The sequence below is a fragment of the Hydrogenophaga taeniospiralis genome, from assembly GCF_020510445.1.
GTDB lineage: Bacteria > Pseudomonadota > Gammaproteobacteria > Burkholderiales > Burkholderiaceae_C > Hydrogenophaga.
In genome coordinates this window covers 3,131,628-3,152,347 of sequence record NZ_JAHBAG010000001.1, presented here as the reverse complement: position 1 = coordinate 3,152,347, position 20,720 = coordinate 3,131,628, and the positions used below count along the sequence as shown (strand labels likewise).

At 68.5% G+C, this 20,720-nt stretch carries 26 protein-coding genes; 18 read left to right on the top strand and 8 right to left on the bottom strand.

All coding sequences use genetic code 11. The features are described 5' to 3' along the window. The first annotated feature begins 70 nt into the window (after positions 1-70). A complete protein-coding gene (locus KIH07_RS15110) occupies positions 71-577 on the top strand; it encodes a DUF4405 domain-containing protein (protein WP_226492756.1) in 507 nt (168 codons plus the stop codon). Between the two features lie 37 nt (positions 578-614). Continuing rightward, positions 615-1,340, top strand: coding sequence for a phosphoserine phosphatase SerB (gene serB / locus KIH07_RS15105; protein ID WP_226492755.1), 726 nt, complete (start codon positions 615-617; stop codon positions 1,338-1,340). Position 1,341: 1 nt separating this feature from the next. Here serB and KIH07_RS15100 read toward each other — a convergent pair whose 3' ends face one another. Next, positions 1,342-1,704, bottom strand: coding sequence for a hypothetical protein (locus KIH07_RS15100; RefSeq protein WP_226492754.1), 363 nt, complete (start codon positions 1,702-1,704; stop codon positions 1,342-1,344). Between the two features lie 184 nt (positions 1,705-1,888). On the opposite strand from KIH07_RS15100, the gene KIH07_RS15095 reads away from it, so the two are divergent. The 4 genes from KIH07_RS15095 to KIH07_RS15080 are packed head-to-tail and all read left to right on the top strand — an operon-like array spanning position 1,889 to position 3,892. Next, positions 1,889-2,341: a DUF3106 domain-containing protein gene (locus KIH07_RS15095; RefSeq protein ID WP_226492753.1), complete on the top strand. Its 453-nt coding sequence runs from the start codon at positions 1,889-1,891 to the stop codon at positions 2,339-2,341. Then, positions 2,338-2,997, top strand: coding sequence for an RNA polymerase sigma factor (locus KIH07_RS15090; RefSeq protein WP_226492752.1), 660 nt, complete (start codon positions 2,338-2,340; stop codon positions 2,995-2,997). Before KIH07_RS15095 ends, KIH07_RS15090 begins: the two co-directional genes overlap by 4 nt. Next, positions 2,994-3,347, top strand: coding sequence for a hypothetical protein (locus KIH07_RS15085; RefSeq protein WP_226492751.1), 354 nt, complete (start codon positions 2,994-2,996; stop codon positions 3,345-3,347). Before KIH07_RS15090 ends, KIH07_RS15085 begins: the two co-directional genes overlap by 4 nt. A 2-nt stretch (positions 3,348-3,349) precedes the next feature. Beyond that, positions 3,350-3,892, top strand: coding sequence for a redoxin domain-containing protein (locus KIH07_RS15080; protein ID WP_226492750.1), 543 nt, complete (start codon positions 3,350-3,352; stop codon positions 3,890-3,892). 33 nt (positions 3,893-3,925) lie between these two features. On the opposite strand, the gene KIH07_RS15075 is transcribed toward KIH07_RS15080, so the two are convergent. Further along, complete coding sequence (locus KIH07_RS15075) at positions 3,926-4,288, bottom strand: translation initiation factor Sui1 (protein WP_226492749.1); 363 nt, start codon at positions 4,286-4,288, stop codon at positions 3,926-3,928. 67 nt (positions 4,289-4,355) lie between these two features. Between KIH07_RS15075 and KIH07_RS15070 the strand changes: the two genes are divergently transcribed. Further along, on the top strand, positions 4,356-5,606 hold the full coding sequence (locus KIH07_RS15070) for a DEAD/DEAH box helicase (RefSeq protein WP_226492748.1): 1,251 nt from the start codon (positions 4,356-4,358) through the stop codon (positions 5,604-5,606). Positions 5,607-5,609: 3 nt separating this feature from the next. Here the strand turns inward: KIH07_RS15070 and KIH07_RS15065 are convergent, their stop codons facing one another. Both KIH07_RS15065 and KIH07_RS15060 read right to left on the bottom strand, forming a co-directional pair. Further along, the gene (locus KIH07_RS15065; protein WP_226492747.1) at positions 5,610-5,954 is read right to left on the bottom strand and encodes a DUF6172 family protein; all 345 of its coding nucleotides are present in this window, start codon (positions 5,952-5,954) and stop codon (positions 5,610-5,612) included. Positions 5,955-6,009: 55 nt separating this feature from the next. Continuing rightward, entirely contained in the window at positions 6,010-6,318 is a 309-nt protein-coding gene (locus KIH07_RS15060; protein ID WP_226492746.1) for a hypothetical protein, read from the bottom strand. Between the two features lie 85 nt (positions 6,319-6,403). On the opposite strand from KIH07_RS15060, the gene KIH07_RS15055 reads away from it, so the two are divergent. Continuing rightward, complete coding sequence (locus KIH07_RS15055; protein ID WP_226492745.1) at positions 6,404-7,000, top strand: 3'-5' exonuclease domain-containing protein 2; 597 nt, start codon at positions 6,404-6,406, stop codon at positions 6,998-7,000. A 15-nt stretch (positions 7,001-7,015) separates the two neighbouring features. On the opposite strand, the gene KIH07_RS15050 is transcribed toward KIH07_RS15055, so the two are convergent. Further along, positions 7,016-7,231 (bottom strand): DUF3820 family protein, encoded by a 216-nt coding sequence (locus tag KIH07_RS15050; protein WP_068166182.1) that lies wholly within the window; start codon positions 7,229-7,231, stop codon positions 7,016-7,018. Next, positions 7,228-8,064 (bottom strand): alpha/beta fold hydrolase, encoded by an 837-nt coding sequence (locus tag KIH07_RS15045; RefSeq protein WP_226492744.1) that lies wholly within the window; start codon positions 8,062-8,064, stop codon positions 7,228-7,230. The genes KIH07_RS15050 and KIH07_RS15045 overlap by 4 nt, the downstream gene beginning before the upstream one ends. A gap of 93 nt (positions 8,065-8,157) precedes the next feature. On the opposite strand from KIH07_RS15045, the gene KIH07_RS15040 reads away from it, so the two are divergent. Further along, the gene (locus tag KIH07_RS15040; protein WP_226492743.1) at positions 8,158-8,751 is read left to right on the top strand and encodes a lysophospholipid acyltransferase family protein; all 594 of its coding nucleotides are present in this window, start codon (positions 8,158-8,160) and stop codon (positions 8,749-8,751) included. A 61-nt stretch (positions 8,752-8,812) separates the two neighbouring features. On the opposite strand, the gene KIH07_RS15035 is transcribed toward KIH07_RS15040, so the two are convergent. Both KIH07_RS15035 and KIH07_RS15030 read right to left on the bottom strand, forming a co-directional pair. Continuing rightward, positions 8,813-9,310 carry a GNAT family N-acetyltransferase gene (locus KIH07_RS15035; RefSeq protein WP_226492742.1) on the bottom strand — a complete coding sequence of 166 codons (498 nt, stop codon included), beginning with the start codon at positions 9,308-9,310 and terminating at the stop codon, positions 8,813-8,815. Positions 9,311-9,369: 59 nt separating this feature from the next. Continuing rightward, positions 9,370-10,560, bottom strand: coding sequence for a PLP-dependent aminotransferase family protein (locus KIH07_RS15030; protein ID WP_226494721.1), 1,191 nt, complete (start codon positions 10,558-10,560; stop codon positions 9,370-9,372). A gap of 192 nt (positions 10,561-10,752) precedes the next feature. Between KIH07_RS15030 and KIH07_RS15025 the strand changes: the two genes are divergently transcribed. The 9 genes from KIH07_RS15025 (at position 10,753) to KIH07_RS14985 (ending at position 20,704) form a co-directional block, all read left to right on the top strand. Next, positions 10,753-11,571 carry a phosphate/phosphite/phosphonate ABC transporter substrate-binding protein gene (locus KIH07_RS15025; protein ID WP_226492741.1) on the top strand — a complete coding sequence of 273 codons (819 nt, stop codon included), beginning with the start codon at positions 10,753-10,755 and terminating at the stop codon, positions 11,569-11,571. 380 nt (positions 11,572-11,951) lie between these two features. Continuing rightward, positions 11,952-13,544 (top strand): phage tail sheath family protein, encoded by a 1,593-nt coding sequence (locus KIH07_RS15020; protein ID WP_226492740.1) that lies wholly within the window; start codon positions 11,952-11,954, stop codon positions 13,542-13,544. An 11-nt stretch (positions 13,545-13,555) separates the two neighbouring features. After that, positions 13,556-14,080 carry a phage tail protein gene (locus tag KIH07_RS15015; RefSeq protein WP_226492739.1) on the top strand — a complete coding sequence of 175 codons (525 nt, stop codon included), beginning with the start codon at positions 13,556-13,558 and terminating at the stop codon, positions 14,078-14,080. An 11-nt stretch (positions 14,081-14,091) separates the two neighbouring features. Continuing rightward, on the top strand, positions 14,092-14,799 hold the full coding sequence (locus KIH07_RS15010) for a hypothetical protein (RefSeq protein ID WP_226492738.1): 708 nt from the start codon (positions 14,092-14,094) through the stop codon (positions 14,797-14,799). A gap of 26 nt (positions 14,800-14,825) precedes the next feature. Further along, positions 14,826-15,605, top strand: coding sequence for a hypothetical protein (locus tag KIH07_RS15005; protein ID WP_226492737.1), 780 nt, complete (start codon positions 14,826-14,828; stop codon positions 15,603-15,605). Then, positions 15,602-16,930 carry a DUF4255 domain-containing protein gene (locus tag KIH07_RS15000; protein WP_226492736.1) on the top strand — a complete coding sequence of 443 codons (1,329 nt, stop codon included), beginning with the start codon at positions 15,602-15,604 and terminating at the stop codon, positions 16,928-16,930. The genes KIH07_RS15005 and KIH07_RS15000 overlap by 4 nt, the downstream gene beginning before the upstream one ends. After that, positions 16,927-18,861 carry an ATP-binding protein gene (locus KIH07_RS14995; protein ID WP_226492735.1) on the top strand — a complete coding sequence of 645 codons (1,935 nt, stop codon included), beginning with the start codon at positions 16,927-16,929 and terminating at the stop codon, positions 18,859-18,861. The genes KIH07_RS15000 and KIH07_RS14995 overlap by 4 nt, the downstream gene beginning before the upstream one ends. Beyond that, entirely contained in the window at positions 18,858-19,112 is a 255-nt protein-coding gene (locus KIH07_RS14990) for a hypothetical protein (RefSeq protein ID WP_226492734.1), read from the top strand. Before KIH07_RS14995 ends, KIH07_RS14990 begins: the two co-directional genes overlap by 4 nt. After that, positions 19,109-20,704, top strand: coding sequence for a DUF4157 domain-containing protein (locus KIH07_RS14985; protein WP_226492733.1), 1,596 nt, complete (start codon positions 19,109-19,111; stop codon positions 20,702-20,704). Before KIH07_RS14990 ends, KIH07_RS14985 begins: the two co-directional genes overlap by 4 nt. Positions 20,705-20,720: the final 16 nt, after the last annotated feature.

Sequence of the window (20,720 nt, the reverse complement as noted above, 5' to 3'; positions counted from 1 at the left end):
TGCGCCGGAAACCAAACTTCAAATGCCAGCCGCACCATTGCGGCTCGATCATTTGACGGAGAAAACGACCATGAACCTCGCCAATCAACGCCCCTGGATCACCCCTCTGGTGATGGGCAGCTTTGCCCTGTCCGCTGTGACGGGCGCCCTGATGTTCTTCCACCTCGACACCGGCCTGAACAAGGCGGCGCACGAATGGCTGGGCTGGCTGATGCTGGGCGCCGTGGTGCTGCATGCGCTGCTCAACCTGCCTGCCGTGAAACGGCATCTGCAGAACTCCTCCGGGCGCTGGGTGGTGATCGGATCGTTCGCGGTGCTGGCCCTGAGCTTCATCCCGGTCGGCGGCGCTGGAGGCAGCGAGCCCGGCTTTGCGCCACCGGTGCGCGCCCTGGCCAAGGCCCCGATCACCGTGCTGGCCCAGGTGGCCGGCACCAGCACCGACGATGTCAAAAACCGGCTGCAGGCCGCCGGCTTCACCGTCACCAGCGACCAGCAATCGGTGGCCGATCTGGTGGGCGACGATCTGAGGGCGCAGATCGGCACGATCTCCAAGGTGCTGGCGCAACCCAAGTCCTGAGCGGAACGGTGTTCCCGGCTCCCGCGATAATTCCGGGATGACTTCCACCTCCGAATTCGCCCCCGGCCTCATCGTCCAGGGCTTCACGCCGCCGCTGAACCTGAAGGACTTCAAGCTCATCGCGTTCGACATGGATTCCACGCTCATCAACATCGAGTGCGTGGATGAGATCGCCGACGCGGCCGGGCTCAAGGCCGAGGTGGCGGCCATCACGGAAGCCACCATGCGCGGCGAGATCGCCGATTTCAAGGAAAGCCTGCGCCGGCGCGTGCGGCTGCTGCGCGGCGTGACCGTGGCCCACATGGAACAGGTGCTGGCCGAACGCCTGCAGCTGAATCCCGGGGCCGAGGCGCTGGTGAAAGCCTGCAAGGCTGCGGGCATGAAAGTGCTGCTGGTCTCGGGCGGTTTCACCTATTTCACGGACCGCGTCCGCGACCGCCTGGGCATCGACTACACGCGCTCGAACGTGCTGGAAATTGAAAGCGGCCCCAACTGCGGCCAGCTGACCGGCCGCATGGTGGACCAGCCCTGGGGCGACATCTGCGACGGCGCCGAAAAACGCAAGATGCTGCTGGAGACCTGCGCGCTGCTGGGCATCAGCCCCCAGCAGGCGATTGCCATGGGCGACGGCGCCAACGATCTGCCCATGATGGGCGAGGCGGGCCTGTCCGTGGCCTACCACGCCAAACCCAAGGTGCGCGAGCAGGCCATGGTCGCCATCAACGAGGGCGGGCTGGACCGCCTGCTCGAAGTACTGCGCTGATTCACTGGCCGCGCCGCTGGCGGTCGTGCTTGGCGTGGCGGATCGTGCGACTGGAACGGTCCTGCGCCTTTTCAATGCGCACGGCCTCCCGGACCGTCACTTTCCCGTCGGCCTCGGCGCGGTGCTCCATGCGATTGATGTGCCGCTGTTGCCGCTCCAGGCGCAACTTCTCGCGGCGGGTGATCTGGCCCGACGCCACGCCGTCCTCGATGCGATCGGCCTGCCGCTCCTGCCGGTTGTCCACGCGCTGCTCCTGTCGATCGGCCAGGCTGGCCGGCGTCTGCGCGCTGGCACTGCCCGCGAACACGGTCAGGCCAACGGCGGCGATGGTGGCGGCGGTGAAGGATGTGAGCCAGGTGGTCATGGTGTTTTTCCTTGGTGGTTGAATCACAGGGGCCGGGCTGGCCCATGCCTCCCTTGAACCTGCGCACGGTCGCCGGCTTACGCGGCGCCGGGCAATTCCGGGTAAAACCCTGGGGTATCGCGTAAGAACCTGTCTGGAGCGGGGTTCAAACGGGAAAGACCCATACCGCCTGATCACCCACCCCATGAAAACGCCCTTCCGTTCGCGCCTGTGCCGCTGGTTCGCCACCAGCGTGCTGCTGGTCTGCGCCACCGTACAGGCCGCCCCCGTCGCGGTGCCCGACGCCCAGGACTGGGCCCGCCTCACGCCCCAACAGCAGGCCGAGCGCCAGGCCGAGATCAAACGCCAGCTCAAGCTCGCCTCGCCCGAGGAACGCAAGGCCTTCCGCCAGCGGCTGCGCCAGCAGCTCGAAGCCCTTTCGCCCAGCGAACGCCAGGCCCTGATCGAACAGACCCGCCAGCGCTGGCAGGCCCTCACGCCCGAGGAAAAACGCCGCTTCGCCGACGAGCGCCGCGAACAGGTGCGGGCCATGACGCCGGCCGAGCGTCGCGAGCTGTTGCGGCAGCGGCGCGAGATGCTGGACAAGCTCAGTCCCAAAGAGCGCAGGGCCTTGCGCGAAAAGCTCTCGGCCCCGTGAGCGCGCCCCTACAAGACCCCCAGGCGGCGGCCAGCTTCGGCGGCTCGCTCACCCAGCTGGGCCGCTGGGTCGGCCGCGCGCTGCTGCCGCCCGGCTTGTCCGGTAGCCGTCCCGACGGCTGGGCCCTGTGGCACGCGGCCTGCACGGGCGACGCCGCCAGCGCCACCCGGCTGGTGCACCAGCTCACACCCCAGGCGCACGGCCTGGCGATGCAGATGCTGGCGCGGCGCGAAGACGCTGAAGACGTGGTGCAGGAGGCCTTCCTGCGCCTGTGGGGCAGCCGCCCGAGCGATGCCCACGGCGCCACGCTGGCCACCTACTTCAACACCATCGTCATCAACCGCTGCAAGACCTGGCTGACCCGGCGCCACGAACTCAGCGCCGACCACGAGCAGCTCGTCGAACTCTCCGACGCGTGGCAGCACGCCCAGCGGGCCGACGCCGACCCGCTGCCGGCCCTGAGCGCCCCGCAGCTGCAGGCCGCCATGGCACGGCTGCCGGCCCGCCAGCGCATGGCCCTGGCCATGTGGGCCTACGCCGACGCCGATGTCCCGCAGATTGCTCGCGCCCTGGAACTCGACACCAACGCCGCGCATCAACTGCTGTACCGGGCCAAAATGGCCCTCAGAAGCCTGTTGCAGGAAGCCGCCCCATGAACACCCCGAAACCACCCGCCACACCGCCTGCCCCGCCGGACGACCTCGGACTGCGCCAACGCCTGCGCGAAACCCTGGCCCATGCACCCGCCGACGGCCTGGAGGCGCTGGAGTCCCGGGCCCTGGAGCAGTGGCGCATGCGAACCGCGCAGGGCCAGAGCCTGCCCGCGGGCCCGCTGGCGGCCCTGCAGGCCGGCTGGCGCCACCACCCGATCGCGTGGAGCGGCACGCTGCTGGCCCTGGGCCTGGCGGCCGTGCTGCTGCTCAGGCTCTGGGCCCCGCCCGACCCCGCCCTCGACGAGCTGATGCAGCCCGATCTGTTGTCGCTGATCGCCGTCGGCGAACTCTGAACGTGCTGCGACAACGTCTGGCCCAACTGCGTCAGCGGTGGAAAAGCCACCTCGGCACCCTGCTGCTGGTGGTGGCCGTGGTGGTGGGTGTGCAGGCCTGGCAGACGCGCGATGTGCCGCCCGCTCCCGACCCCGGGCTCCACCTGACCCTGCTGAACCCCGACGGCAGCCGCACCCACACCACGCTGGGCGCGTGGCGCGCCACCCACCCCGGGCAGCCGGTGGCGCTGCACCTGTGGGCCGAGTGGTGCCCGATCTGCCGCACCGAAGAACACAGCGTCACCCGCCTGGCGCGCGACTGGCCGGTGCTCACCGTGGCCATGCAGTCCGGTCCGCCCGAGGCCGTGGCCCGCGTGCTGGCGCAGCGGCAGCTGCCCTGGGCCACCGCCGTGGACCCGCAGGGCGAGATCGCCCACACCCTCGGCTTCAAGGCGGTCCCGGCCTTTGTGGTGGTCGATGCCCAAGGCCAGCTGCGCGGTGCCAGCGTCGGCTACACCAGCGAGATCGGCATGCGGCTGCGACTGTGGTGGGCGCGGCTCTTTTAGCCGCAGCGAAGCGCCGCGGGGTCGGTTTTCGCTTCAACCACCCGCGCGTTTGACGTTGTGACCCTGCGCTTTCAGCGCCGCCATCACCCGCTCGATGTGGTCGCCCTGGATCTCGATCACGCCGTCTTTCACCGTGCCCCCGGTCCCGCAGGCCGCCTTGAGTTGCTTGCCCAGCGCGGCCAGCCCGGCAGCGTCCAGCGCAACCCCCTTGACCAGGGTCACGGCCTTGCCGCCGCGGCCCTTGGTTTCGCGCGAGACGCGCACGGTGCCGTCGCCCGCCGGCACCGGCTTCTGGCCGCAGGTGCATTGCGCCACCGGCTGGCGGCAACCGGGGCACATGCGACCCGCTTCGGTGGAATACACCAGGCCGCCCAAGGAAGACAACTTGCTTTTCATGGGCCCGGATCGTAACGCGGGCTGCCGCGCGGGAGGCGCCCGTTAAACTGGGCCAAAACACCGACCCATGCCATTCACATCCCTCGGGCTTGCCCCATCCCTCGCCAAAGCCGCCGCCGAACTCGGCTTCACCGCCCCCACCCCCATTCAGCTGGAAGCCATTCCCGCGGTGCTGGGCGGCGCCGATCTGCTGGCCACGGCCCAGACCGGCTCCGGAAAGACCGCAGCCTTTGCCCTGCCCTTGCTGCAACGCCTGCAGACCGGCGCGGTGCACACGCCACGGCGCGTGCGCGCCCTGGTGCTGGTGCCCACGCGCGAACTCGCCGCCCAGGTGGGTGAGGTCGTGCGCAGCCTGGCGCAGCACCTGCCGAACCGGCCCAAGGTGGCGGTGGCGTTCGGTGGCGTGTCCATCAACCCGCAGCTCATGGCGCTGCGCGGCGGTGCCGACGTGGTGGTCGCCACGCCCGGGCGCCTGCTCGATCTGGTGGAGCACAACGCCTTGCGCCTGTCGGCGGTGGAGCTGCTGGTGCTCGACGAAGCCGACCGCCTGCTCGACCTGGGCTTTGCCGACGAACTCCAGCGCGTGCTCGCGCAGTTGCCGGCGCAGCGCCAGAACCTGTTTTTCTCGGCCACCTTCCCGCCCGCGGTGCAGGCGCTGGCCGGTGGCCTGCTGCGCGACCCGCAGCGGGTGGACGTGCCCACACCAGCGCAAGCCGAGGCCGTGGTGCTGCAGCGCGCGATCATGGTCGACGCGAGCCGGCGCACCCAGCTGCTGCGCCAGCTCATCAAAGACAACCGCTGGGAACGTGTGCTGGTGTTCGTGGCCACGCAGTACAGCGCCGATCGCGTGGCCAATAAGCTGCACCACGGCGACCTGTTCGCCACCTCGTTTCACGGCGGCCTGAGCCAGGGCGCGCGCAAACAGGCGCTGGCCGAGTTCAAGGAAAAGCGCTGGGACGTGGTCGTCACCACCGACCTGGCCGCGCGCGGCATCGACATCGCGCAACTGCCCGTGGTGGTGAACTACGACCTGCCGCGCTCGGCGGTGGACTATGTGCACCGCATCGGCCGCACCGGCCGTGCGGGCGAAAGTGGGCTGGCGGTGAGTTTCGTGAGTGCATCGACCCTGCCCCACTGGCGCCTGATCGAAAAGCGCCAGGGCATGAGCCTGCCGCTGGAAGCAGTGGCCGGGTTCGAACCCAGCGAGGTTGCCACGCAGGCCGAGCCGGGCACGGGTGGCGTCAAGGGCAAACGCCCGAGCAAGAAAGACAAGCTGCGCGCAGCGGCTGCCGCGGCGCAGGCCCCCACCAAACCGTAAGACTCAGTCCTCGGCCGCGTCCGTTCCGGGGGCGGCTGCGGCGGGGCTGGCCGGTTCTTCCGCCGGGCGCGGCTGGCGCACGCCGGGTTTGGCGAGCAGTTCCACATAGCACTGCTCGCCACCGGCCTTGGCCAGCGCGTCGAGCAGGCCGATCAGCTCGGCCGGGTTCGCGGTTTGCGCACTGTCTTTGTCGGCGCCGAAGCGGCAGTCAAAGTCCCAGAAGCTCGCGCCTTCGGGCAATGCGCGGCGGCGCTCGCGCTTCATGTATTTGCGGATGTCGTGTTTGACGGCGTCGAGCACGCGGTCCGGGTGTTTGCCTTCGGGCCGCAGGGGGTAGATTTTTCGCATGGAATGTCCTTCAAAGAGGGTGATCGCCCTGAGAGGACGCGCAACGGGGGGCTGATTATGCGGGCAAGCCGATCTCGTAGCCGCCCTCGTCCAGGTGGCGATGCGGGCCGAACACGGCCTGCAGCGCGGCGCTCTCGGCCAGTTGCCAGTGCTCCAGCACCATGCGTTCGTCGGTGGTGAGGGCTTCGGGGTCGGGCGTTTCGCCGTGCTGGGCCACGATGCCCTGGTAGGCCGCATACACCGGGGCCACCAGGGCGGCGTCGCCGAGCGCGGATTCGAGCGCCTGCCGGAACAGCCGTTCGGCCGCCCGGCGTTGCTCGGGCGTGGTGTCGTCGGACACGTAGAGTTTGAGGGAGTAGGTCATGGGGTGGCGAGGGGGCAACGCAGCGCGTTGCACAATGCCCCGATTATCGATCCCGCCCCGGGACGCCAGCCCTCCCCCCGAACCCATGCAAACCACCCGCCCCACGCCCAGCAAAGAAGAGATCGCGCTGTTGCCCGAATTTGGCCGCCTGGGCCTGGAGCGCATCACCCTGGTGGACAGCGGCCCCCGGGCCGTGGAAGCCTGCGCCGCCTTGCGCGATCACGCGGCCTGGGGCTTCGACACCGAGTCCAAACCCACCTTCTTCAAGGACCAGGTGTCCGACGGGCCGCACATCGTACAGCTCGCCACACTGCAGCACGCCTGGGTGTTCCAGCTGTCCGACCCGGCCTGCCGCGATCTGGTGGCCGGCCTGCTGGCCGAAGCGGCCCACACCAAGGCCGGTTTCGGCCTGGGCGACGATACCAAGCGCATCGTCTCCAAGCTGCTGGTGGAGCCCGCCGGTGTGCTGGAACTCAACGCGGTGTTTCGCCAGCGCGGCTACCGCAAGGACATGGGCGTGAAAGGTGCGGTGGCCGTGCTGTTCAACCAGCGTTTCATCAAGTCCAAGAAGGCCGCCACCTCCAACTGGGCCAACCCGCGCCTGAGCGAGGCCCAACTGATCTACGCGGCGAACGACGCCTACGCCGCGGCCCGGGTGCTTGACGCGCTGGCGCTGGGCTGAGCGCACCCGCTGCGCTCAGCGCGGCCGCCGCAGCGGCGTGAGCAGATCGCTCAGCCCGTTGTGGTCGATCTCGTGCATCAGCGCGAGCAGGCGACCCACCTCGCCCGGCGGGAACCCTTCGCGAGCGAACCAGTTCAGGTAGTTGCCTGGCAGATCGGCGATGGGCCGGCCCTTGTATTTGCCGTAGGGCATTTCCACGGTGAGCAGACGCTCCAGGTCTTCGGGCTTCATGTTGTTTCGTCCCTGCTCGCCATGGGCTGGTCGAGCCAGGCGCGCAGCCAGGCGTGGAACTGCACGGGCTTTTGCCGCATCACCCAATGCCCCGTGTCCAGGCCGTGCACGGCGCTGCCCGGCGTGGTGGCCAGCGCGGCCAACCAGCGCGCCGAATGGAACATGAAGGACTTGCGCTTGCCGAAGAAAAACAGCGTCGGGATGACGGGGCCAAACACCCTGTCCACCCGCGCCACGCCCCGCAGCCCACCAAAGGCACCCAACCACTGCATCGCATACGGGTAGTTCATCTGCCAGCCCATGCGCTCGGGCGCGGTGCGGCATCCCATGGCGCGCGCCATGAAGCGCGTCATGCGGTTGGCCAGCCACGGCAGCCAGGGGCCCAGCTTCCAGGCCAGGGCCAGCCAGAGCTGGTAGCCCGCGATCAAGGCCTTTTCCTTCGGCTTGAGCGACTTCAGGTAGGTGCCCGAGTTCGTGTCACCAATGTCCACGGCCGCCACCCGCGCCACCCGCTGCGGCTGGCGCGCGGCGTACTCGTAGCCGAAGAAACAGCCCCAGTCGTGCAACAGCAGCGTCACCGGCTCACCCGGGCTCACGGTGTCCACCACCGCGCCCACCAGCTCGCACATCTGGTTCACCGACACCGGGCGCGGCGGCTTGGAGAGATCAAAACCCGGCAGCGAAAACCGCACACAACGGTAGCCGTCGCGCAGCGCGGCCACGGTGTCGTCCCACAGCGCCCGCGTATCGGGCCAGCCATGCAGCATCACCACGGTCGGGCCGCGGCCTTCGACGATCACGTTCAGGCCCTGCACGTCGAGGGTGGTTTGCATCCGTTGATCTCCGTCAAGTTGAGGTGGCGGCGATGGTAGCGCGCGGCGGGCCGGGGCGCGTCGCGCAAATGTCATCGGCGATACTCGCCCGCCATGCACCGCACCGTCTTCACCACCCCGGTCGTCAACACCCTGCTACGTGGCTTCTCCATCGCCTACCTCAAGCTAACCGGCTGGCGCGTCGAAGGCGCCCTGCCCGAGGTGGCGCGCAAGAGCGTGCTGATCGCCGCGCCGCACACCAGCAACTGGGACCTGCCCTACACCCTGATGGTGGCGTTCGCGCTGCGGCTCAACATCTACTGGATGGGCAAGCAGAGCATCTTCAAAGCCCCATTTGGCGGCCTGATGCGCTGGCTCGGCGGCATTCCCGTGAACCGAGCGCAATCCAGCAACCTCGTGGCCGCCTCGGCCGACGCCATCCGCGCCGCCGACGGACCGCTGCAGCTCATCGTGCCGCCCGAAGGCACACGCAGCAAGACGCGCTACTGGAAAACCGGCTTCTACTACATCGCCCTGGGCGCCCAGGTGCCCATCGTGATGGCGTACATGGACTACGCCACCAAACGCAGCGGCCTGGGCCCACTGTTCGAGCCCACCGGCGACATGGACGCCGACATGGCGGCCATCAAGGCGTTTTACGCGCCGTTCAAAGGCAAGAACGCAGACCAGTTCGAGAACGTGACCTGAAACCGGCCGCCCGTGGCCAGGCCCAGCTCAGCCGCCAGCGGCGTCCCAGCGTTCCATGCGCTCAGGATGTGGCGCCGAAGGCCTCGTGAAAGGTCACCGTTCCCCGTGGCAACACATCGGAGAACGGCAGCACCATGAAGTACGCCTGCGGGATACCCGGGTACTCCAGCTGCGGCTCGTTGCGAAAGCCGAAGCGCCGGTAGTAGCCCGGGTCGCCCACCAGCATGATGCCGGCCGCGCCCTGCCCGCGCAGCGTCTGCTGCGCCGCCCGCATCAGCGCCGAACCGATGCCCTGGCCTTGGTAAACCGGCAACACCGAGATCGGCCCCAGCCCATGCCAGCCCGGCGTGCCGTCGGACACCCCCACCGGCGAGGTCGCCACATGCCCCACCAGCTCGCCCCCCTGCTCCGCCACCAGCGAGGCGCTCAGCGCACCGGCACGTCGCAGCGCGTTGACGATGAAGGCTTCGGTGTGGCTGGTGTGGGGCGCGTTGAGGAAGGCGGCCGTGGTCAGGGTGGCGATGGCGGCCGCGTCGGCGGGGGTCTCGGGCCGGATCATGGTGTGGGGGCTGTCAATGCCTCGGTTTTTTGGACGCTGGAGAAAAGGGTGTCAACAGATCAAACCGCTGCCCCCAAGCGCCCCACACCCTCTTCAATCTTCTCCACCCCCACCGTGGCAAAGGAGAGGCGCAGGGTGGCGTGGTCGGGGTTGGAGGCGTAGAACGGTGCGCCGGGCACGAAGGCCACGCCTTTTTCAATCGCGCGTTTGGCCAGCTCGCCGCCGTCGGCCACCTTGCCGCCCGCGCCGGTGAGGCGGGCCCAGACGAACAGGCCGCCCTTGGGTTGCACGAACTCGATGGCGTCGCCCAGCTCACGACGCAGGGCGTTGCCCATGGTGGTGGCGCGTTCGGCATACACCGCGCGCACCTTGGCGAGCGTGGCGGGCATGCGGCCTGCTTTGAGGTACTGCGCGGCGGTGGCCTGGGCGAAGGTGCTGGTGTGGGCGTCACTGAACTGTTTGCACATGGTGGCCTTGGCCAGCAGCGCGGCCTGGCCGATCATCCAGCCCACGCGCAGGCCAGGGCTGAGCACCTTGCTCAAGGAACCGCAATGCACCAACAGCTCGCGGCTGCCGGGCACGCTGGCGCTGAGCGCGAGCAGGCTGGGTGGCGGCGCTTCGCCGAAGTAGAGATCGCCGTAGGGGTCGTCTTCCACGATCAGCGTGTTGTGTTTCACCGCCATTTCGAGCACTTGTCTGCGCCGCTCCAGGCTGAGCATGGCGCCGCTGGGGTTGCCGAAGGTGGGGATGAGGTAGACGAATTTGGGTTTGTGCTCTTCGATCAGCTTTTCCAGCTCGTCGGTCTTCACGCCGTTGCCGTCCACCGGCGCGGTGATGAGCTGCGCGCCGTAGAGGCGGAAGCACTGGATGGTGGCAAGGAAGGTGGGGCCTTCGACGATGACCTTGTCGCCGGGGGAGATGAGCGTCTTGCCCAGCAGGTCCAGCGCCTGCTGGCTGCCGGTGGTGACGATGAGGTCGTTGGCCGTCACGCCCTGGTTGCCCTTGCTGGTCATGAACGCGGCGAGCTGTTCGCGCAGCGGGTTGTAGCCCTCGGTGGCGCCGTATTGCAGGGCACCGCCGGGTTCTTCGGTCAACGCGGTGTTGACGGCTTCGCGGATGCCATCCACGTCGAACATGGCGCTGTCGGGAAAGCCCCCGGCAAAGCTGATGATGCCGGGCTTGCCCAGCAGTTTGAAAAGTTCGCGGATGGCAGAGGTCTCGACGTTGTTGAGACGGTCGGCAAATTGCAAAGGCATGAACAAATCTCCAGTGTCAGAAAGTGCGTGCGATCTTAGGCGAAACAGGCCCCGTCGCCCTGCCAAAGGACTTGCGCGCGCGGCGTGTGAGACCGAGGGTTCTCCCGGATGTTGCCGGTGTTATCGGGGGCCCAATCGGACGTTGATGTCCCTAGAATGCAAAAACTTGTTAACTTGAATATTTGAATGCGCAAATATCTGAAATTACTACTTATATATATCGCATTGCAGATGGGCATGGAAACAGCGTGGTCGCGGGACTTCATGCTGGCCATCAGCGAAGGCTCTTCGGGCGGCACCGATCACGCCCGTGTGATTGCCAAGTACCAGGGGCTGGCCGATGTCATCGGTCAGAGCCTCGGCCAAAAAGTCAACGTGGTGTTCATCCGGGAGTTCGCGGCGCTTGAGGACGGGCTCAAGAACAACCGTTTCGATCTGGCGATCGCGCGCCCGAGCGACTACCCCGCGCGTGGCATGCGCGACCACGGCTACCAGTACGTGGCGTCGGCCCGACCCGATGGACACTGCGTGCTCATCGTGCCCAAGGATTCGCCTTACCAGACGCTGGCCGACATCAAGGGCAAGCGCATCGTCCTGCCCGATGCGGCGTCCTACATGGCGAAGTTCTGCGGCGCCGAGCTGCGCGACCAGGGCATCGACCTGAGCAAGGAGCGCATCGAATGGGTGCGCGAACAAGGGGCGGTGCCGTTTTACTTGAACAACAAGTTCGGCGACGTGGGGGGCGTGGCCTCGTACTCGAGCGTGGCCAAGGCCCTGGACAAGACCGGGCACCGTGTTCTGCACACCAGCGTGTCGCAGCCCTACTTCCCCCTCATTGCACACAGGGCCCTCACCGCCGCGCAGATCGCGGCCATGCAATCGGCGCTGCGTGCACTGCCCGAAACCGAGCCGGGCCGCGAGGTGCTCAAGAGCATCGGTATCCAGGGCTTTGACACCAGCACCGAAAAGCGCCTGCGCAACCTGCTGCCCTGGCTCGGACTCTGACGGCGCGCCCGCACCGAACGATCTCGACACCCCACTCGGCGGCCATGAAACCCGCCACCCCACCGTCCTCGACGCAGGCCTCCTGGTGGGCCCGATCCCGCCGTTTCCGGTACGTTCTTTCGCGTCCCGTCAGCCTGGTTTCGTCCTCCGTTTGAGGTATGTCGGTTGCACCGATCTGTGGCGCAATGCGGTCCAGAAGAACCAGCGTTTGGCCCACGGATCGCAGTGGTGGGACAAGGGATCGAGCGACACAAACTGTCACAACATCGGACCGATGAAGTTCGTAGCCTCTCGGTCCTGAAGCACACCGCTGGCTTCACCAGGCGCCACGAGGCGCACTCCGGGCACCCGACCAACACAGTCAACAAGGAGCGTCCACCATGCCTTCAGCCCTCACATATCCTGGGGTTTACGTCGAAGAGGTTCCCAGTGGTGTGCGCACCATCACCGGTGTCGCCACGTCCATCACAGCCTTCATAGGCCGCTCGACGCGCGGCCCGGTCAACCGGGCGGTACGGGTACAAAGTTTTACGGAATACGCGCGCATCTTCGGCGGCCTCTGGCGCGACAGCACCATGGGCTACGCGGTGAGCCACTTCTTTCAACACGGCGGGGCAGACGCGCTGATCGTGCGCGTGTTCAACGGCGACATCGCCGCCAGCACGGCCACCATCACCCTGCCCGCGGGCGCCGGCAACCTGGTGCTGGAGGCGGCCAGCCCGGGCCTGTGGGGCCAGGCCTTGCGGGCCCGGGTCGACCACCTCACCCGCGACCCCGCCGATGCGCTGCTCTTCAACCTCACGGTCGAAGAGCTCGACCGGGTGGGCGGCAGCCAGGTGGTGGCCGCGGAGAGCTTTCGCAACGTCTCGGTCTCGCCGTTGAGCCCGCGCTTCGTCGACACCGTGCTCAACGAACAGTCGGCCCTGGTGAGGGTACGCACCCCCGCGCCGACGGATGCCAGCCCGGACGATCCGGCCGACCCGACCCTGCCCAACGTGGCGGCCGTGGGCGTTGCGACCGCCGATGGCGCGGCGATCACCGATACCCAGCTCGTGCCCACCAACGCCACGGCGATCGCCAACCGCGAAGGCATGTACGCGCTGGAAGCGGCCGACCTGTTCAACCTGTTGTGCCTGCCACCGCTGACGCACGAGGCCGACGTCGCCCCGGCCACCTGGGCCCTGGCCGCCTCGTACTGCCAGGACCGGCGCGCGATGCTGATCATCGACTCACCCGCCGCCTGGACCGCCAACGCCGCTACCGCCATCAGCACCGCGCAGACGGGTGTGAACGCGATGCGCGCCGCGACGGGCAACGACGACGCCCGCAATGCCGCGGTGTACTTCCCGCGCCTGCGCATGGCCGATCCGCTGAGCGAAAACCGCCTCGCCGAGTTCGCACCCTGCGGCGCGGTCGCGGGCATCATCGCGCGCACCGATGTGCAGCGTGGTGTCTGGAAGGCCCCGGCGGGCCTGGACGCCTCGTTCTCCGGTGTGCAGGGCTTCAGCTACACCATGACCGACGGTCAGAACGGCCTGCTCAACCCGCTGGGGCTGAACTGCCTGCGCAGCTTCCCGGTCACGGGCAACCTGGTGTGGGGCGCGCGCACGCTGGCCGGCGCCGACCAACTGGCCTCCGAGTGGAAATACCTGCCGGTGCGGCGCTTCGCGCTGTTCCTCGAAGAGAGCCTGTACCGCGGCAGCCAGTGGGTGGTGTTCGAACCCAACGACGAACCGCTGTGGGCGCAGATCCGGCTCAACGTGGGCGCCTTCATGCAGAACCTGTTTCGCCAGGGCGCGTTCCAGGGCCGCAGCCCGCGTGAAGCCTATTTCGTCAAGTGCGACCGCGAGACCACGACGCAGAACGACATCAACCTCGGCATCGTGAACATCCTGGTCGGGTTCGCGCCGTTGAAACCGGCCGAATTCGTGGTGCTCAAGATCCAGCAGATGGCCGGTCAGGTCGAAGTCTAAGGAGAACCGTCATGGCTCAGTTCAGCGTCAATGCACAGCGTTTCGACCCCTACAAGAACTTCAAATTCCGCGTCAAGTGGGACGGCCGTTACGTCGCGGGCATCAGCAAGGTCGGCGCGCTCAAGCGCAGCACCGAACTCGTCGAGCACCGGGAGGGCGGCGACCCTTCGGTCACGCGCAAGTCGCCCGGGCGCACCAAGTTCGAGGCGATCAGCCTGGAGCGCGGCGTGACGCACGACCCCGAGTTCGAGCGCTGGGCCAACAAGGTCTGGAACTTCGGCTCCGGCCTGGGCGCCGAGGTCTCGCTGCAGGACTTCCGCAAGGACCTGATCATCGAGGTCTACAACGAGGCCGGCCAGCTCGTCCTGGCCTACAAGGTGTTTCGTTGCTGGGTCTCGGAATACCAGGCGCTGCCCGACCTGGACGCCAACGCCAACGCGGTGGCCATCCAGTCGATCAAGCTGGAGAACGAAGGCTGGGAGCGTGACTACGACGTCACCGAACCGGCCGAGCCACGCTTCACCGAACCGGCCTGAGGCCCGCCGCCATGCGCGCGCTCGACGAAGCCGAGCTGCTCAGCCTCTGGGAAAGCGGCCAGACCCGCCATCCCATTGACCGGGCCTTGCTGCTCTGCGCCTGGGCCCGGCCCGACGTGGCGCCCGAGCGCTTCGCGCAGCTGCCGCTGGGTGTGGTCAACGCCGGGCTGCTGCGCATGCGGGCCGCGCTGTTTGGTGCGCACGTCGAGGTTCAGCTGGACTGCGAACACTGTGGCGAACACCTGGAGCTGGCGCTGGACATCGGCGAGCTGCTGGCCGGCGCCAGCGCACAAGACGAGCGTGCGGACGTGGCGCTGCAGGGGTTCCGGTTCCGCGTGCCCCACAGCCGCGATCTCGCGGCCCTGGCCCATGAAACCGATGCGCAGGCCGCCGCGCTGCGTCTGCTGGAGCGCTGCTGTGTGGCGCGCCCCGATGCCCCCGCCACGCTGGCCGACGTCTTGAGCGAGGCAGAAGAACAGCTCGAAGCCGCCGACCCGCTGGCCGACCTGCGGCTGAGCGTGGCCTGTGAGGCCTGCGGCCAGCCGACGCAGGCCTCGCTGGACGCGGGCGACCTGTTGTGGGGCGACGTACAGCAGCACGCCCGGGGCCTGCTCGGCCAGGTGCACAGCCTGGCGCAGGCCTACGGCTGGACCGAAGGCGAGGTGTTCGCCCTCAGCCCGGTCAGGCGCGCCGCCTATCTGGACCTGGTCCGGGACTGAGAAACCACCAGGAGACGAGGCAGACCATGACCGGATTCTTGCAACGTCTCGCCCAACGGGCCAACGGAACCGCCCGCACGGTGCGCGCCGCATCGGGCGCGCGGTTCGCACCCGAGCTGCTCGGACCACACACGCCGCTGCAGGACGGCGCTCTGGCGCCCGAGCCCACCACGCCAGTTCAGCCAGCCGACACGACCGCCAGCACGCCCCCGGGCGCCAGCCCCGGCTTTCCCGACCCGGTGTTCGCACCGGCCGAAGCACCGCATCAACCGGTTCTGCATGCGTCTAGGCGCGGGCAGAGCGCGCCAACGGCCTTCGCCCCCGCCCCGCTGCTGGCACCCGCCGACGAAGCCGGTGCGGCGCCCACGCCAGCGCGGGAGGCGCGTGCCAATGCACCGACGTCCAACCCACGCGCGCCGGACCCAGTGGACAAAGCCCTGGCGGCCCGCAGCGTGCACCTCGCAACTGGCGAACCCACCACCCCGAGGCCGGACGCGACACTGGCAACAACGTCGCCTGGATCGTCAACCGAAGCGCCCCCTGCCTGGAATCAGCTCCAGCCGCTGCTCTCACCGGTGATCCGCGTGCGCCAGCCCGCCACCGCCCACGCGCAACCCCTGGAACCTCGGCGGCCGGGGCACGGTGGCCGGGTCGAAGAGACCACCGAAGTGCACGTCAGCATCGGCCGCATCGAGCTCACGGCCATCCACGAACCGGCCGCACCCGCGCAGCGCCCGGCCGCGCGCCGCAAAGCGCCGGTGTCGCTGGACGAATACCTGGCCCGGCGCCAAGGGGGCCGCCCATGACCACCGCCCTGGGCATCGCCGCGGTCACCGCCACCCTGCGCAGCCTGCTGAGCGAAAGGCTGGTGGAGCACAACCTCAGCGGTGTGCTGGGCAGCACCGCCACCGTCAGCGTGTTGCCGCCCGACCGCGTGGTGCCGCAAAACGGCACCGAGGCCTCGCAGCTCAACCTGTTCCTGCACCGCGTCAGCGCCAACACCGGCTGGCGCAACGAAGGCCTGCCCAGCCGCGATGCGTCCGGGCGCAACCGGCTGAGCAACGCGCCGCTGGCGCTGGACCTGCACTACCTGCTCTCGGCCTACAGCGGCGGCGACCTGCACGCCGAGATCCTGCTGGGTTACGCCATGCAGTGGCTGCACGAATCCCCGTTGCTCACGCGCGGCCTGATCCGCCAGGCCCTCACGCCCACGCCCCTGCCCGGCACACCGCTCGAACGCGCGCTGTTCGACTCGGGCCTGGCCGATCAGGTCGAGCTGATCAAGATCACGCCCGAGCACCTCGACACCGAGGAAATGTCCAAGCTCTGGACCGCCACCCAAAGCCATCTGCGCCCGACCGCGGCCTACCGCGCCACGGTGGTGCTGATCGAAGCCACGGAGCCGGTGCGCTCGGCGCTGCCGGTGCTCACGCGCGGCGGCGTGGACCCGCAGAGCGGGCGCGAGCGCGGCGTGTTCGTGGCGCCTGGCCTGGAGCCCGCGATCCCGACGCTGGAGGCGGTGTCGCCGCCCGGCGGACAGATCGTCGCCCGGCTCGGCGAAGACATCGACCTCACCGGCCACCACCTGGACGGCACCGGGCGCACCGTGCTGCTGAGCAACGACCGCTTCGAGAGCGAACTCAGCCTGCCCGCGCTCGCTTCCGGCGGCGCGGCCCTGGTGCGGTTCAACATCCCGGTGGCCGACGCCGCGAACTTTCCGGTGGGTGTCTACCGCGTCGGCGTGAGCGTGCTGCGCCCGAGCGAGAGCGCCCCGCGCAGCAGCAACCGCCTGGCCATGACGCTGGCGCCGCAGATCACAGGGCTGCCGCTGAACGTGGTGCGCGCGGGCGACGACAGCGCCAGCTTCACGATCAACTTCCACCCCGCCCTGCGCGCCGGGCAAAGCGTGGTGCTGGTGCTGGGCCAGCAGGAATACGCGCCCCAGGCCTTCACCACGCCCACCACCTCGCTCGACTTCGTGATTCAAGACGCACCCGTCTCCCCGCCGCCCCCACCGGGCCAGCCCCCCGGCCACCTGGCGCGCCTGCGCATCGACGGCATCGACAGCCCCGTCATCGACCGCACCGCCGTGCCGCCGACCTTCCTGAACACACGTGTGGTGATCACATGAACGCCCGCGACACCACCCGCACGCCCACCGACTGGACCGAGGCCAACCAGCGCCTGCTGTCGGCCGAGTTCGCGCGGATCAAGGCCCGGCTGCGCGGTGAGGACGAGGCGGCTGCACAGGCCCGGCTGGAACAATGCCGAGAAGAACTGGACCAGCCGGCAGCGATTGACCAGCTGGTCGAACGCTTCGACCTCTCCCGCTTCGAGCGCGACATCCTGCTGCTCGCGGCCGGCGTCGAAATGGACAGCGAGATCGGCGCCCTCTGCGCGGGCGCCTCACCCAGCGGCCAGCGCCCCTGGGCCACCTTCGGCCTGGCTCTGGCCGTGCTGCCCGACCCGCACTGGAGCGCGCTGACCCCGGTGCGGCCGCTGCGGCTGTACCGCATGCTGGACATCGCGGAAGAAACCGCGCTGGTCACGGCCCGCCTGCGGCTGGACGAACGCGTGCTGCACTTCCTGGCCGGCATCGGCTTTCTGGACACACGGTTGCAGCCCCTGATGCAACGGGTCGCCGAACCCGACCTGATGGCACAGGCGCAGCGGCAAACGGCCCTGCACATCGTGGCCGAATGGAAGCGGGCCGGCCCGGCCCTGCCGGTGGTGCAACTGCCGGGAAAGGACCCGCACGGCAAGCGCGACGTGGCCGCCCACGCCGCGGCACAACTCGGCCTGCAGCTCTATGCCATCCAGACCGACGACCTGCCCTCCCCGCCCCAGGAGCTTGACGCACTGGTCTGGCTCTGGCAGCGCGAAGCGGTGCTGAGCGACGCAGCGCTGTTGATCGAATGCGCCGACACCTCCTTGCCCCCGCAGGCGCTGCGTTTCGTGGAGCGCATCGGTGGCGTCTGCCTGATCGCGGCCCCCGAGCCCGCGGCGCTGGCGCGGCGCGACCTGCGTGTGCGCGTGGAAAAACCCGGCGCCAGCGACCAGCGACACTTGTGGCGAGCCACTTTGGGTGCCAGCGCCGAAGGTCTGCGCCACGCGACGACCGGCGTGGCCGCCGAGTTCAGGCTCAGCACCCACGACATCCAGCGCATTGCGCAAACACTCGACCCTCACAGCGACGACGCGGCGCTGGAGCGCAGCCTGTGGCAGGCCTGTCGCGGCCTGGAAAGCCGGCGCATGGCTGGCCTGGCCCAGCACATCGAGGCCGTCGCGGGCTGGGACGACCTGGTCCTGCCCGAGGCTCAGAAAGCCACCCTGCGCGAGATTGCCTCGCACCTGCGGCACCGGACCACGGTGCACGAGCACTGGGGCTTTGCGAGGCTGGGCGCGCGCGGCCTGGGCATCGCCGCCCTCTTCGCGGGCGAGAGCGGAACCGGAAAGACCCTGGCGGCCGAGGTGCTGGCGAACGAGCTGCACCTGGACCTGTACCGCATCGACCTCTCGGCCGTGGTCAGCAAGTACATCGGTGAAACCGAAAAGAACCTCGCCCGCGTGTTCGACGTGGCCGAAGACAGCGGCGCGGTGCTGCTGTTCGACGAGGCCGACGCATTGTTCGGCAAACGCAGCGAGGTCAAGGACAGCCACGACCGCTACGCCAACATCGAGGTGAGCTACCTGCTGCAGCGCATGGAGGCCTACCGCGGGCTGGCGATCCTCACCACCAACCAGAAAACCGCGCTCGACCCGGCCTTTCACCGCCGGCTGCGTTTCGTGGTGCATTTCCCGTTCCCGGAGGCCAGCGAACGCGAAGCCATCTGGCGCCGGGTGTTCCCAGGCAACACACCCACCGCCGGGCTGGACCACGCCCGGCTCTCCCGCTTGCAGATGGCGGGCGGCAACATCCGCAACATCGCGCTCAACGCCGCTTTCCACGCCGCCGAAGACGCACAGCCGATCGGCATGGGCCATGTGCTGCGGGCCGCGCAAGCCGAAGCCCTGAAGCGCGAACGCCCGTTGAGCGACGCCGAAACCCGGGGGTGGGCATGAACCGCGTCGTGCTGCACATCGACCGGCTGGTGCTGCGCGGCTTCGACCGCGCCGACCGGACCGGCATCGCCGAAGGGCTGCGGGAAGAACTCGGCCGGCTGCTGGCCACACCGCAGGCGGCACAGGCGCTGATGGCGCAACACAGCGTGCCCCGGCTGAAGATCGCGGCCCTGCGCATCGCGCCGGGCGCGCGGGCCACGGCGGTGGGTGAGCAGACCGCGCAGGGCATTGTGCGGGGGATCGGATCATGAACAGGCACGCACTGACCATGCCCGCCGCGAGACACAGGACCCACGGCGTCCTGTCGCCCGTGCGGACCAGCCTCCTGCAGCGCAAATGCGAGCGCTGTTCGTCCGCATCGGACCACACCAACCTGGAAGACGATCTCCGGCCCGTTGGGGTGCAACGCCAACTCGCTGTGGGTTCCAGCAACGACGTTCACGAGCGTGAAGCCGACCGGGTCGCCGATGAGGTCCTGACACGACCAGGACATCCGGCGGTGCGGCAGGCGCCACCGGGTATCCAGCGTCGGGCCACCCCCGCGAGCACGGACGCCAGCCCTGCGCCGGCGAGCGTGGCACGGACCCTGTCGGGCACGGGCAGCCCGCTGGAGCTGGCGCTGCGGCAGGACATGGAAGGACGTTTCCAGCACGATTTCTCGCGCGTGAGGGTGCACACCGGCGCCCAGGCAGAACAGTCGGCCAGGGATGTGCAGGCCAGGGCCTACACCGCCGGTTCCCACCTGGTGTTTGGCTCACACCAGTTCAATCCCGCCACGCAGGACGGCAGGCGGCTGCTGGCGCACGAACTCACCCACGTGGTGCAGCAAGGCGGCGCGGCAGCAACGCATATCCGCCGCGCGCCAGACAGCTGCAAAGGCAAGAAGCGGGCGGACAGCGACAAGGACGTGCTGGACAAGACCACCGCCGCCGTGGCCGATCACGCACAACTGACCGAGCTCTACCTGGCTCTGAAGCGGGCCCGTGCCTGCCATACCGATTTTGACGAGGCGGCTTACCTCGCGCTGGTTCCCGCCTCAACTGTTCTTTACACCGAGAGCGAAAGAAAGTCGGCCCTGAAAGGCTATTCCAAGGCTCAGGTCAAGGCAATTGGAAGCGACGACCGCAAGCTGGCCTGGGCGGAAAGCCTGAAACCTTTTGCTGGCTACTACCTGAGCGGGTTTGACACGGCCAACCGTTTCATGACCGGTGCCAACCGGCAGAAGATGGGTGGCACGCTCGCACCAGGACACGAGTCCTTCCAGAACTTTGCGGACAAACAGGGCGAGTCCACCAAGCACAGCAAGGTGCAAAGCGCGTTCTCCAAGGCCAATGTGCTGGTGTTCTCGGGCCACCAGTACGCGCAGTACAAACTGCCGGGCGTCTGGAACACGGGCAACTGGGATGTGACGCTGGACACGCGTGGCCTCACCGGACCGCTGCCCAGCGTCAAGCTGCTCATCAGCACCAGCTGCGCCACGCTGTGCACCGAGGCCTACCAGCTCTGGAAGAGCCTCTTCCCCAATGCGGTGTTCCTGGGCGCGGCACGCTCGACCCCGTTGAAGGGTTCCGTGCTGGCCAATGCCTTCGTCAAGAACCTGCCCCAGGATCTCCTGTTCGATCCTGGCGCACCGGGTCTGTCGGGTGCGATCAGCGCCTGGAAATCGGCCGTGGAAAAGACCCAGGGAAGCGCCGTCCGGGGAGGGGTGCTGGACATCGGCGCTGGAACGATCGAGTTCTGGGACGGCAAGGCCTGGAAGTCCATGAGCGCGACCGATGCAGACAACAAGTGCAAGGTCAAGGGCGACTACTCCGCCGGCGTGCCCGATCCCCGGGCACCGTGACACGACCAGCGAGCCA

Bases quoted from the DNA above. Each gene is read 5' to 3' on its own strand.
- KIH07_RS15110 (WP_226492756.1), top strand. From the start codon at position 71: ATGAACCTCGCCAATCAACGCCCCTGGATCACCCCTCTGGTGATGGGC.
- serB (WP_226492755.1), top strand. From the start codon at position 615: ATGACTTCCACCTCCGAATTCGCCCCCGGCCTCATCGTCCAGGGCTTC.
- KIH07_RS15100 (WP_226492754.1), bottom strand. From the start codon at position 1,704: ATGACCACCTGGCTCACATCCTTCACCGCCGCCACCATCGCCGCCGTT.
- KIH07_RS15095 (WP_226492753.1), top strand. From the start codon at position 1,889: ATGAAAACGCCCTTCCGTTCGCGCCTGTGCCGCTGGTTCGCCACCAGC.
- KIH07_RS15085 (WP_226492751.1), top strand. From the start codon at position 2,994: ATGAACACCCCGAAACCACCCGCCACACCGCCTGCCCCGCCGGACGAC.
- KIH07_RS15075 (WP_226492749.1), bottom strand. From the start codon at position 4,288: ATGAAAAGCAAGTTGTCTTCCTTGGGCGGCCTGGTGTATTCCACCGAA.
- KIH07_RS15070 (WP_226492748.1), top strand. From the start codon at position 4,356: ATGCCATTCACATCCCTCGGGCTTGCCCCATCCCTCGCCAAAGCCGCC.
- KIH07_RS15065 (WP_226492747.1), bottom strand. From the start codon at position 5,954: ATGCGAAAAATCTACCCCCTGCGGCCCGAAGGCAAACACCCGGACCGC.
- KIH07_RS15060 (WP_226492746.1), bottom strand. From the start codon at position 6,318: ATGACCTACTCCCTCAAACTCTACGTGTCCGACGACACCACGCCCGAG.
- KIH07_RS15055 (WP_226492745.1), top strand. From the start codon at position 6,404: ATGCAAACCACCCGCCCCACGCCCAGCAAAGAAGAGATCGCGCTGTTG.
- KIH07_RS15050 (WP_068166182.1), bottom strand. From the start codon at position 7,231: ATGAAGCCCGAAGACCTGGAGCGTCTGCTCACCGTGGAAATGCCCTAC.
- KIH07_RS15045 (WP_226492744.1), bottom strand. From the start codon at position 8,064: ATGCAAACCACCCTCGACGTGCAGGGCCTGAACGTGATCGTCGAAGGC.
- KIH07_RS15040 (WP_226492743.1), top strand. From the start codon at position 8,158: ATGCACCGCACCGTCTTCACCACCCCGGTCGTCAACACCCTGCTACGT.
- KIH07_RS15035 (WP_226492742.1), bottom strand. From the start codon at position 9,310: ATGATCCGGCCCGAGACCCCCGCCGACGCGGCCGCCATCGCCACCCTG.
- KIH07_RS15025 (WP_226492741.1), top strand. From the start codon at position 10,753: ATGCGCAAATATCTGAAATTACTACTTATATATATCGCATTGCAGATG.
- KIH07_RS15020 (WP_226492740.1), top strand. From the start codon at position 11,952: ATGCCTTCAGCCCTCACATATCCTGGGGTTTACGTCGAAGAGGTTCCC.
- KIH07_RS15015 (WP_226492739.1), top strand. From the start codon at position 13,556: ATGGCTCAGTTCAGCGTCAATGCACAGCGTTTCGACCCCTACAAGAAC.
- KIH07_RS15010 (WP_226492738.1), top strand. From the start codon at position 14,092: ATGCGCGCGCTCGACGAAGCCGAGCTGCTCAGCCTCTGGGAAAGCGGC.
- KIH07_RS15005 (WP_226492737.1), top strand. From the start codon at position 14,826: ATGACCGGATTCTTGCAACGTCTCGCCCAACGGGCCAACGGAACCGCC.
- KIH07_RS15000 (WP_226492736.1), top strand. From the start codon at position 15,602: ATGACCACCGCCCTGGGCATCGCCGCGGTCACCGCCACCCTGCGCAGC.
- KIH07_RS14995 (WP_226492735.1), top strand. From the start codon at position 16,927: ATGAACGCCCGCGACACCACCCGCACGCCCACCGACTGGACCGAGGCC.
- KIH07_RS14990 (WP_226492734.1), top strand. From the start codon at position 18,858: ATGAACCGCGTCGTGCTGCACATCGACCGGCTGGTGCTGCGCGGCTTC.
- KIH07_RS14985 (WP_226492733.1), top strand. From the start codon at position 19,109: ATGAACAGGCACGCACTGACCATGCCCGCCGCGAGACACAGGACCCAC.